The sequence below is a fragment of the Legionella septentrionalis genome (genome assembly GCF_003989745.1).
GTDB lineage: Bacteria > Pseudomonadota > Gammaproteobacteria > Legionellales > Legionellaceae > Legionella_A > Legionella_A septentrionalis.
The window spans coordinates 1-13,744 of sequence record NZ_RZGS01000020.1 but is presented as its reverse complement, the minus strand read 5'-3'; the positions used below and the strand labels follow the sequence as shown (position 1 = coordinate 13,744).

The window sequence follows — 13,744 nt, the reverse complement described above, 5'->3', positions numbered from 1 at the left end:
TCATGACTACGTTTGACAAAAGCACGAAATTTTTAAAAAAAACAATACTTTTTTTGCTCATAATATGCACAGGATACCTAGGATACACCGTTTATACGATTAAATACGCTATTAAAATTTCCGGCGACTACGCTTATGCCAACCAGCATAGTTCTCCCCAGGAAGCAACAGCAAACCAACGTATAGCAGCCTGGAAAAAATTAATAAGAGAAAACCGTTCACTTAACGTAAAAATATTACTGGAAAAAGTTAATAATTTTTTTAATCAGTTAACTTATATACCTGATACTCCCCTGCAAGGAAGTGCTGATGTATGGCTGACCCCGCAGGAATTTTTAGAGGCAGGAGGCGGGGACTGTGAGGATTTTGCTATAGCAAAATATTTTACATTAGTAGCATTAGGGATCCCGGAAGAAAAATTAAGGATTACTTATGTAACAATCCGGCCTGATAATAAACCCCACATGGTGTTAACTTATTATCCAAAACCGGAAGAGCAGCCATTAATTCTTGATAATTTGGTAGCTAAAATTTTACCAGCCCCGGAAAGAATGGATTTAATACCTGTCTATAGTTTTAACGCAGAAGAAGTGTGGCTGTATGAACGGATAGACAGGGCAAGGCCTTACGGAAAGGCGAGTAGTTTAAGTAAATGGCAAGCGCTTATCGAGCGCATCAAACTACAAGGCGAATATAAGTGACATTATCCAAGCAAACTATCATAATTCTAATTGCAGCATTATCCACGCTGTTTCTAGGGACTTTTTTAATTACGGTATATCAAGCCAAAACATATTTTGAAGAGCAATTGGAACGCAACGCGCAAGATACCGCGACTGCCCTTGGTTTATCGCTATCCAATCAGTTTGGGAATGTAATAGACAAAGGTACGATGATTGCTAAAATAAATGCAGTTTTTGATCGCGGCTACTTTTGTGTAATCACCGTACGCGACATCAAAAAAAACACCTTGGTATCACGTTATCTTAAAAACGAACATCAAACCGTGCCCCATTGGTTTATCCGTATTCTGAATTTTAAAAATCAGCCAAAATCTGCACTGATTGTGCATGGATGGCAGCAAGTTGGTGAAGTCATCGTACGCAGTGACATGAGTCTGGCTTACGAAGCATTATGGCAAACAGTTAAAAAATTATTTGCCCTATTTTTATTACTTACCTTATTCATCACCATTATTTCTGTGATTTTGATTAAGGTTATGTTCAGACCGTTAAAACTTATTATCCAGCAGGCCCAAGATATTGGCAGGAAGAACTTTTATATACTTGAAACCAAACCCAAGCTGAAAGAATTGAACCAACTTTCTACTGCAATCAACGTCATGGTAAGAAAACTAAAACACTTCTTTTCCATGCAAATTGAAGAAACTGAGCGCCTTCGAGCGAAAGCTTATAAAGATAATTTAACTGGTCGTGGGAATAAAAATTATTTCCTGCAGCAACTGAAACAATATTTATCTAGTGAAGATGATTTTTCACCTGGTTTTTTAGTGATAATCGAAATTGCAGGGCTGGCTGAATTTAATGCACATTATAGCTATTCCGAAGGCGATGAAGTTATAAAAACCGTAAGCAATAAGCTTGGCGATATTCTTTTTGATAAAAATTTATTCCTCACCGTACGTCTCGACAGGCCAAGTTTCGCCACGATTATCATTGAACGTCATCGTGAAAATATTGAAGCGGTCATTAACGAAATCTATATCCAAATCGAAAAGCTCGTTAAACGGTTCGATAAATCCCTCTCCTGTATTATTGCAGCGGTGAAATGTGACTTTAATGAAGATGCCAGCGCACTGTTATTGCGCGCAGACAAAGCAATCAATCAGGCAAAGCGTACACGAAGAACACATTATTATATAGAACCTGAGATAGAAGCCGAAGAAATCATTTCTAAAGAGCACTGGCATGAGAAAATTATTTCCGCTATTCAGGAAGAAAAATTCAATTTATATTCACAACCCGTCCAATCCCCTAATGGCATTTATCATAAGGAATGCTTTATTAAACTTGCTGATTCCCCACGTGAAATTTCTGCACGCGAATTTTTTCCAATTGCAGAACAATATAATTTAGGTCTGGAAATCGATGAATATGTTTTAAATCAAATCGCTCGCCTTAAGAAACCCGAGACATTTGCTCTTAATTTGTCTATTTCCACCATCAATACTGAAAAAAAACAGCAACATTTCTTATCGCTGGTGGAAAAAATTGCTAAAACAGGCAAAACAAAACTGCATTTTGAAATCAGCGAAGTATTGCTGGACCAATCGATGAATACCGCAGTCCCTTTCATTAATCATTTGGTCCAATTAGGATATACCGTAGGACTTGATCGCGTAGGAGCAACCATTGCATCTTTAGAACACTTGAAAAAATTAAATATCGCCTATTTGAAATTAGACGGTAGCCTGTCTAAGGATGTGGAAGAAAATAAATTTATTCAAGATTTCATTATTAAATTAGTGACTACATGTCATAGCTTGGACATTATTCCGATCGCTACGGCCGTCGAGAATGAAAGCCAGTTTAATTATCTTAAAAAATTAGGGATTGCCTATTTCCAAGGGAATTATATAGAACCTCCTACTTTACTATTAAGCGTTAAAAAATAGTCTTTCCATCTATATTTTGTAAATTTTATTTTGTTATTCAAAATTCCTAAAAATGGTCTAATATTAAACAAATAAGCTAGGTTTTACATGGCTTAATGAGCTAAGAATGCGTAAAGAGCAATTAATTTAAGCAATTTATTTCACACTATTACTATACTTATAGTGTGGGGTAAGCTTATGACGAATGGTGATGGAATATGACTATAAATATAGCTATGGGAGGTTTTTTTACACTTGCCAAGGATATGACTAAACATGGCCTAAATCATGATAACCCAATTAATACAGAGCAACCGGTCCGGTTCGCTGTGCAATCATGGGTTTTTCCTTCCACCTTGACTGAAAATATCTATTATCATTTATTTTTTACCGATTTTGACATCGCCAAAGCTCCTTATGGAAAAAAGCTTGATAAAGGCGTTGTTGAAATAAGAGAATCCGATATTGACTTAAGCGTGGTCCTACCACCTACAGCAGCCGGCGAGATAAGCGCTAATATTCTAGCAGCGAACCCAATGGCTCTAGGAAGCAGCACCAGCGCTATAGTATTTGTCGAATTTATTAATTCCCGCGGTCATGTGGAAGCAGGTTTTGATACTACCTCTCGTTTTGGCGAATTCTCAAGACCCTTTGAAGTGATTTCCCAAGAAATTACCCTATTACCAAGAACCATCCCAGTTGTCGAATTGGCTTCTGAAACCTCCGGGCCAATCGAACCCCCAACTCATCCTCCTATTATTGAAAATACATTAAATTTAAGTGCAACACCTTCTATTCTGGAAAGTGGCGGAAAAATCACATACACCGCTACCTTGAGTAATGCAGTTGCAAATGATACCACCATTACCTTAAGTAATAATCTTATCATTATTATACCTGCGGGTCAGACCAGTGGTTATGTTACCCAAGAAATTCTGAATCATGAAGACGTGTATCTAGATGCTGAAACCATAAGCGTAAATATTAAAGAGGTATCCGGCAATTCCGAAAATCTACAGATAAATAAAGATCAGATTGTTACTGAAATTACTGATACTATCGATACCACCACCGTCAATCTCGGAAATGTCACTGTCAATGAAGGTGGTACAGTTACCTTAACTGCCAGCGTCGATAACCCACCACAAACGGATTTAACGTTAATGCTGTCCAACGGGCAAGTCATTACGATTCTCGCTGGACAAACCAGCGGTAGCGTGACGTTCCCAGCCCCCACAGATAATGCTTACCTTGATACCGGCAGCCAAACCATCAGCATCAGCAATGCAACCGGTGGAAATTACGAACAACTGGATACCAGTGACACGGCGACGATTACCGTTCAAGATACCATTGATACCACCACCGTCACCCTGGGCGATGTCACCGTCAATGAAGGCGGTAACATCACCTTAACCGCGAACGTTGAGAACGCACCGCAAAACACCCCGCTCACCATTACCTTATCCAATGGCGAAGTCATCACCATCGCGGTAGGACAAACCAGTGGCAGCGTCACCTTCCCTGCCCCAACGGATGATGCCTACATCGATGCCGGCAGCCAAACCATCAGCATCAGCAATGCAACCGGTGGCAATTACGAACAACTGGATACCAGCGACACCGCAACGATTACGGTTCAAGACACCATTGATACCACCACCGTCACCTTAGGCGATGTCACCGTCAATGAAGGCGGTAACATCACCTTAACCGCGAACGTTGAGAATGCACCGAAAGATACGCCGCTCACCATTACCTTATCCAATGGCGAAATCATCACCATCGCGGTGGGACAAACCAGTGGCAGCGTCACCTTCCCTGCCCCAACGGATGATGCCTACATCGATGCCGGCAGCCAAACCATCAGCATCAGCAATGCAACCGGTGGCAATTACGAACAACTGGATACCAGCGACACCGCAACGATTACGGTTCAAGACACCATTGATACCACCACCGTCACCTTAGGCGATGTCACCGTCAATGAAGGCGGTAACATCACCTTAACCGCGAACGTTGAGAATGCACCGAAAGATACGCCGCTCACCATTACCTTATCCAATGGCGAAATCATCACCATCGCGGTGGGACAAACCAGTGGCAGCGTCACCTTCCCTGCCCCAACGGATGATGCCTACATCGATGCCGATAGCCAAACCATCAGCATCAGCAATGCAACCGGTGGCAATTACGAACAATTGGATACCAGCGACACCGCAACGGTTACGGTTCAAGATACCATTGATACCACCACCGTCACCTTAGGCGATGTCACCGTCAATGAAGGCGGTATGGTGACCTTAACCGCCAATGTGAATAATGCACCGCAAACCGATTTAACCTTAACGCTGTCCAATGGAGAAGTCATTACCATCCTCGCTGGACAAACGAGCGGCAGCGTCACCTTCCCTGCGCCAACCGATGATGCCTACATCGATGCCGATAGCCAAACCATCAGCATCAGCAATGCAACCGGTGGCAATTACGAACAATTGGATACCAACGACACCGCAACGATTACCGTTCAAGATACCATTGACACCACCACCGTCACCCTGAGCGATGTCACCGTCAATGAAGGCGGCACCATCACCTTAACTGCCAATGTCAACAATGCACCGGAAACCGACTTAACCTTAACGCTGTCTAACGGACAGGTGATCACCATCCTCGCTGGACAAACCAGTGGCAGCGTTACCTTCCCAGCGCCAACCGATGATGCCTACATCGATGCCGATAGCCAAACCATCAGCATCAGCAATGCAACCGGTGGCAATTACGAACAATTGGATACCAGTGACACCGCAACGATTACGGTTCAAGATACGATTGATACCACCACCGTCACCTTAGGCGATGTCACCGTGGATGAAGGCGGTATGGTGACCTTAACCGCTAATGTCGAGAATGCACCGCAAAACACCCCGCTGGTCATTACCTTATCCAATGGCGAAATCATCACCATAGCAGTAGGACAAACCAGTGGCAGCGTTACCTTCCCGGCGCCAACCGACGATGCTTATATTGATGCCGATAGCCAAACCATCAGCATCAGCAGCGCAGCCGGTGGCAATTACGAACAATTGGATATCAGTGACACGGCGACCATCACCGTTCAAGACACCATTGACACCACCCTTGTGGAGCTTAGCGATGTCACCGTCGATGAAGGCGGTAACATCACCTTAACCGCTAATGTCGAGAATGCACCGCAAAACACCCCACTGGTCATTACCTTATCCAATGGCGAAATCATCACCATCGCGGTAGGACAAACCAGTGGCAGCGTTACCTTCCCAGCGCCAACCGATGATGCCTACATCGATGCCGATAGCCAAACCATCAGCATCAGCAATGCAATTGGTGGCAATTACGAACAATTGGATACCAGCGACACCGCAACCATCACGGTTCAGGATACCATTGATACCACTACCGTCACCCTGAGTGATGTCACCGTCAATGAAGGCGGCACCATCACCTTAACCGCCAATGTCAATAATGCACCGCAAACAGACTTAACCTTAACCTTGTCTAATGGCCAAGTGATTACCATTCTCGCCGGACAAACGAGCGGCAGCGTCACCTTCCCTGCCCCAACCGATGATGCTTATATCGATGCCGGCAGCCAAACCATCAGCATCAGCAATGCAATTGGTGGCAATTACGAACAATTGGATACCAGCGATACAGCAACGATTACGGTTCAAGATACCATTGATACCACCACCGTCACCTTAGGCGATGTCACCGTCAATGAAGGCGGCACCATCACCTTAACCGCTAATGTCGAGAATGCACCGCAAAACACCCCACTGGTCATTACCTTATCCAATGGCGAAATCATCACCATAGCGGTGGGGCAAACGAGCGGCAGCGTCACCTTCCCAGCGCCAACCGATGATGCCTATATCGATGCAGGTACACAAACCATCAGCATCAGCAGTGCAACCGGTGGCAATTACGAACAACTGGATACCAGTGATACGGCAACGATTACAATTCAAGACACCATCGACACCACCGCCGTCACCCTGGGCGATGTCACCGTCAATGAAGGCGGCATGGTGACCTTAACCGCCAATGTCGAGAATGCACCGCAAAACACCCCGCTGGTCATTACCTTATCCAATGGCGAAATCATCACCATAGCAGTAGGACAAACCAGTGGCAGTGTCACCTTCCCAGCACCCACAGATGATGCCTATATCGATGCAGGTACACAAACCATCAGCATCAGCAGTGCAACCGGTGGCAATTACGAACAACTGGATACCAGTGATACGGCAACCATTACAATTCAAGACACCATCGACACCACCGCCGTCACCCTGGGCGATGTCACCGTCAATGAAGGCGGTATGGTGACCTTAACCGCCAATGTCGAGAACGCACCGCAAAACACCCCGCTGGTCATTACCTTATCCAATGGCGAAATCATCACCATAGCAGTAGGACAAACCAGTGGCAGTGTCACCTTCCCAGCACCCACAGATGATGCCTATATCGATGCAGGTACACAAACCATCAGCATCAGCAGTGCAACCGGTGGCAATTACGAACAATTGGATACCAGTGACACGGCGACGATTACCGTTCAAGACACCATTGATACCACCGCCATCACTCTGGGCGATGTCACCGTCAATGAAGGCGGCACCATCACCTTAACCGCGAACGTTGAGAACGCACCGCAAGATACGCCGCTCACCATTACCCTGTCCAATGGCGAAATCATCACCATAGCGATGGGGCAAACGAGCGGCAGCGTCACCTTCCCAGCACCCACAGATGATGCCTATATCGATGCAGGTACACAAACCATCAGCATCAGCAGTGCAACCGGCGGCAATTACGAAAGCTTGAACACCAGCGACACCGCAACGATTACCGTTCAAGACACCATTGATACCACCGCCATCACTCTGGGCGATGTCACCGTCAATGAAGGCGGCACCATCACCTTAACCGCGAACGTTGAGAATGCACCGCAAAACACCCCGCTGGTCATTACCTTATCCAATGGCGAAATCATCACCATCGCGGTAGGACAAACCAGTGGCAGCGTCACCTTCCCTGCCCCAACCGATGATGCTTATATTGATGCCGGCAGCCAAACCATCAGCATCAGCAATGCAACCGGTGGCAATTACGAACAACTGGATACCAGTGATACGGCAACCATTACAATTCAAGACACCATCGACACCACCGCCGTCACCCTGGGCGATGTCACCGTCAATGAAGGCGGTATGGTGACCTTAACCGCCAATGTCGAGAATGCACCGCAAAACACCCCGCTGGTCATTACCTTATCCAATGGCGAAATCATCACCATAGCAGTAGGACAAACCAGTGGCAGCGTTACCTTCCCAGCACCCACAGATGATGCCTATATCGATGCAGGTACACAAACCATCAGCATCAGCAGTGCAACCGGTGGCAATTACGAACAATTGGATACCAGTGATACGGCAACCATTACAATTCAAGACACCATCGACACCACCGCCGTCACCCTGGGCGATGTCACCGTCAATGAAGGCGGCATGGTGACTTTGACCGCCAACGTTGAGAACGCACCGAAAGATACGCCCCTCACCATTACCCTGTCCAATGGCGAAATCATCACCATAGCAGTAGGACAAACCAGTGGCAGCGTTACCTTCCCAGCACCCACAGATGATGCCTATATCGATGCAGGTACGCAAACCATCAGCATCAGCGATGCATTGGGCGGTAATTATGAAAATTTGAACACCAGCGATACAGCAACGATTACGGTTCAAGATACCATTGATATCACCACCGTCACCTTAGGCGATATCACCGTCAATGAAGGCGGTATGGTGACCTTAACCGCCAACGTCAACAATGCACCGCAAACCGACTTAACGTTGACGCTGTCCAATGGAGAAATCATTACGATCCTCGCTGGACAAACCAGCGGTAGCGTTACGTTCCCGGCTCCAACGGATGATGCTTACATTGATGCCGATAGCCAAACCATCAGCATCAGCAATGCAGCCGGTGGCAATTACGAAAGCTTGAACACCAGCGACACCGCGACCATTACCGTGCAAGATACCATTGATACCACCACCGTCACCCTGGGCGATGTCACCGTCAATGAAGGCGGCACCATCACTTTAACCGCCAATGTCAACAATGCACCGCAAACCGATTTAACCTTAACGCTATCTAACGGACAGGTGATCACCATTCTCGCTGGACAAACGAGTGGCAGCGTTACCTTCCCAGCCCCAACCGATGATGCTTATATTGATGCCGATAGCCAAACCATCAGCATCAGCAGCGCAGCCGGTGGCAATTACGAACAATTGGATACCAGCGACACCGCAACCATCACGGTTCAAGATACCATCAACACCACCACCGTCACCCTGGGCGATGTCACCGTCAATGAAGGCGGCACCATCACCTTAACCGCCAACGTCAACAATGCACCGCAAACCGATTTAACCTTAACGCTGTCCAATGGGGAAGTCATTACCATTCTTGCTGGACAAACGAGCGGCAGCGTTACCTTCCCAGCCCCAACCGATGATGCTTATATTGATGCCGATAGCCAAACCATCAGCATCAGCAGTGCAGCCGGTGGCAATTACGAACAATTGGATACCAGCGACACCGCAACGATTACCGTTCAAGATACCATTGACACCACCACCGTTACCTTAGGCGATGTCACCGTCAATGAAGGCGGCACCATCACCTTAACCGCCAATGTCAACAATGCACCGGAAACAGACTTAACCTTAACGCTATCTAACGGACAGGTGATCACCATTCTCGCTGGACAAACGAGTGGCAGCGTCACCTTCCCAGCGCCAACCGATGATGCTTATATTGATGCGGATAGCCAAACCATCAGCATCAGCAATGCAGCCGGTGGCAATTACGAACAATTAGATACCAGCGATACGGCAACCATTACTATTAATGACACCGTCGATACCACGACCGTCATCCTGGGCGATGTCACCGTCAATGAAGGCGGCACCATCACCTTAACCGCCAACGTCAACAATGCACCGCAAACCGATTTAACCTTAACGCTGTCCAATGGAGAAGTCATTACCATCCTCGCTGGACAAACCAGTGGCAGCGTCACCTTCCCTGCGCCAACGGATGATGCTTATATTAATGCCGATAGCCAAACCATCAGCATCAGCAGTGCAGCCGGTGGCAATTACGAACAATTGGATACCAGCGACACCGCAACGATTACCGTTCAAGATACCATTGACACCACCACCGTTACCTTAGGCGATGTCACCGTCAATGAAGGCGGCACCATCACCTTAACCGCCAATGTCAACAATGCACCGGAAACAGACTTAACCTTAACGCTATCTAACGGACAGGTGATCACCATTCTCGCTGGACAAACGAGTGGCAGCGTCACCTTCCCAGCGCCAACCGATGATGCTTATATTGATGCGGATAGCCAAACCATCAGCATCAGCAATGCAGCCGGTGGCAATTACGAACAATTAGATACCAGCGATACGGCAACCATTACTATTAATGACACCGTCGATACCACGACCGTCATCCTGGGCGATGTCACCGTCAATGAAGGCGGCACCATCACCTTAACCGCCAACGTCAACAATGCACCGCAAACCGATTTAACCTTAACGCTGTCCAATGGAGAAGTCATTACCATCCTCGCTGGACAAACCAGTGGCAGCGTCACCTTCCCTGCGCCAACGGATGATGCTTATATTAATGCCGATAGCCAAACCATCAGCATCAGCAGTGCAGCCGGTGGCAATTACGAAAGCTTGAACACCAGCGACACCGCGACCATTACGGTGCAAGATACCATTGATACCACCACCGTTACCCTGGGCGATGTCACCGTCAATGAAGGCGGCACCATTACTTTGACCGCCAATGTCAATAATGCACCGCAAACCGATTTAACGTTAACGCTGTCTAATGGGGAAGTGATCACCATTCTTGCTGGACAAACGAGCGGTAGCGTTACCTTCCCAGCGCCAACCGACGATGCTTATGTGGATGCCGGCACGCAAACCATCAGCATCAGCAATGCAACCGGTGGCAATTACGAACAACTGGATACCAGTGACACCGCAACGATTACCGTTCAAGATACCATTGACACCACCACCGTTACCTTAGGCGATGTCACCGTCAATGAAGGCGGCACCATCACTTTGACCGCCAATGTCAATAATGCACCGCAAACCGATTTAACCTTAACCCTGTCCAATGGGGAAGTCATTACCATCTTCGCTGGACAAACGAGTGGCAGCGTCACCTTCCCAGCGCCAACCGATGATGCTTATATTGATGCCGATAGCCAAACCATCAGCATCAGCAATGCAGCCGGTGGCAATTACGAACAATTGGATACCAGCGACACCGCAACGATTACCGTTCAAGATACCATTGATACCACCACCGTTACCTTAGGCGATGTCACCGTCAATGAAGGCGGCACCATCACCTTAACCGCCAATGTCAACAATGCACCGCAAACCGATTTAACGTTAACGCTGTCCAATGGAGAAGTCATTACGATTCTCGCCGGGCAAACCAGCGGCAGCGTTACCTTCCCAGCCCCAACCGACGATGCTTATATCGATGCCGGTACGCAAACCATCAGCATCAGCAATGCAACCGGTGGCAATTACGAAAGCTTGAACACCAGCGACACCGCAACCATCACGGTTCAAGATACCATTGATACCACCACCGTTACCTTAGGCGATGTCACCGTCAATGAAGGCGGCACCATCACTTTAACCGCCAATGTCAACAATGCACCGGAAACAGACTTAACCTTAACGCTATCTAACGGACAGGTGATCACCATTCTCGCTGGACAAACGAGTGGCAGCGTTACCTTCCCAGCCCCAACCGATGATGCTTATATCGATGCCGATAGCCAAACCATCAGCATCAGCAATGCAGCCGGTGGCAATTACGAACAATTGAATACCAGCGACACCGCAACGATTACCGTTCAAGATACCATTGACACCACCACCGTCACCCTGGGCGATGTCACCGTCAATGAAGGCGGCACCATCACCTTAACCGCCAATGTCAACAATGCACCGCAAACCGACTTAACCTTAACCCTGTCCAATGGCCAAGTCATTACCATCCTCGCTGGACAAACCAGCGGCAGCGTCACCTTCCCAGCGCCAACCGACGATGCCTACGTCGATGCCGGTACGCAAACCATCAGCATCAGCAATGCAACCGGTGGCAATTACGAACAATTGGATACCAGCGACACCGCAACCATCACGGTTCAAGATACCATCAACACCACCACCGTTACCCTGGGTGATGTCACCGTCAATGAAGGCGGCACCATCACCTTAACCGCCAATGTCAATAATGCACCGCAAACCGATTTAACCTTAACGCTATCTAACGGACAGGTGATCACCATTCTCGCTGGACAAACGAGTGGCAGCGTCACCTTCCCAGCGCCAACCGATGATGCCTACGTCGATGCCGATAGCCAAACCATCAGCATCAGCAATGCAGCCGGTGGCAATTACGAACAATTGGATATTAGCGACACCGCAACCATCACGGTTCAGGATACCATCAACACCACCACCGTTACCCTGGGCGATGTTACCGTTAACGAAGGTGGTATGGTGACTTTGACGGCTAATGTCAACAACGCACCGCAAACCGATTTAACGTTAACGCTGTCTAACGGACAGGTGATCACCATTCTTGCTGGACAAACGAGCGGCAGCGTTACCTTCCCAGCCCCAACCGATGATGCTTATATTGATGCCGATAGCCAAACCATCAGCATCAGCAATGCAACCGGTGGCAATTACGAACAATTGAACACCAGCGACACCGCAACGATTACCATTCAGGATACCATTGATACCACCACCGTCACCTTAGGCGATGTCACCGTCAATGAAGGCGGCAGCATCACTTTAACCGCCAACGTTAACAATGCACCGGAAACAGACTTAACCTTAACGCTGTCCAATGGGGAAGTGATCACCATTCTTGCTGGACAAACGAGCGGCAGCGTCACCTTCCCAGCCCCAACCGATGATGCCTACATCGATGCCGGTACACAAACCATCAGCATCAGCAATGCAATTGGTGGCAATTACGAACAATTGGATACCAGCGACACCGCAACGATTACCGTTCAAGATATCATTGATACCACCACCGTTACCCTGGGCGATGTCACCGTCAATGAAGGCGGCACCATCACTTTGACCGCCAATGTCAACAACGCACCGCAAACCGATTTAACGTTGACGTTGTCCAATGGAGAAATCATTACGATCCTCGCTGGACAAACCAGTGGCAGCGTCACCTTCCCTGCCCCAACGGATGATGCTTATATTGATGCCGATAGCCAAACCATTAGCATCAGCAGTGCAGTGGGTGGCAATTACGAACAACTGGATACCAGCGACACCGCAACGATTACCGTTCAAGACACCATTGATACCACCCTTGTGGAGCTTAGCGATGTCACCGTCGATGAAGGCGGTAACATCACCTTAACCGCGAACGTTGAGAATGCACCGCAAAACACCCCACTGGTCATTACCTTATCCAATGGCGAAATCATCACCATCGCGGTAGGACAAACCAGTGGCAGCGTCACCTTCCCAGCGCCAACCGATGATGCTTATATTGATGCCGGAAGCCAAACCATCAGCATCAGCAATGCAGTGGGTGGAAATTACGAACAATTAAACACCAGTGACACGGCGACGATTACCGTTCAAGACACCATTGATACCACCCTTGTGGAGCTTAGCGATGTCACCGTGGATGAAGGCGGTATGGTGACCTTAACCGCGAACGTTGAGAATGCACCGCAAAACACCCCACTGGTCATTACCTTATCCAATGGCGAAATCATCACCATCGCGGTAGGACAAACCAGTGGCAGTGTTACCTTCCCGGCCCCAACGGATGATGCCTATATCGATGCCGGCAGCCAAACCATCAGCATCAGCAATGCAACCGGTGGCAATTACGAACAACTGGATACCAGCGACACCGCAACGATTACGGTTCAAGATACGATTGATACCACCCTTGTGGAGCTTAGCGATGTCA

The 13,744-nt window shown here is 47.7% G+C and carries 3 protein-coding genes; all 3 read left to right on the top strand.

What is annotated here, in order from left to right:
- Positions 1-2 precede the first annotated feature (2 nt).
- The gene (locus ELY11_RS07640; RefSeq protein WP_127032939.1) at positions 3-701 is read left to right on the top strand and encodes a transglutaminase-like cysteine peptidase; all 699 of its coding nucleotides are present in this window, start codon (positions 3-5) and stop codon (positions 699-701) included.
- On the top strand, positions 698-2,635 hold the full coding sequence (locus ELY11_RS07635) for a bifunctional diguanylate cyclase/phosphodiesterase (protein WP_127032937.1): 1,938 nt from the start codon (positions 698-700) through the stop codon (positions 2,633-2,635). The genes ELY11_RS07640 and ELY11_RS07635 overlap by 4 nt, the downstream gene beginning before the upstream one ends.
- Before the next feature lie 197 nt (positions 2,636-2,832).
- Positions 2,833-13,744, top strand: a 10,912-nt coding sequence (locus ELY11_RS07630) for an immunoglobulin-like domain-containing protein (protein WP_148110518.1), incomplete at its 3' end; no start/stop codon positions are given.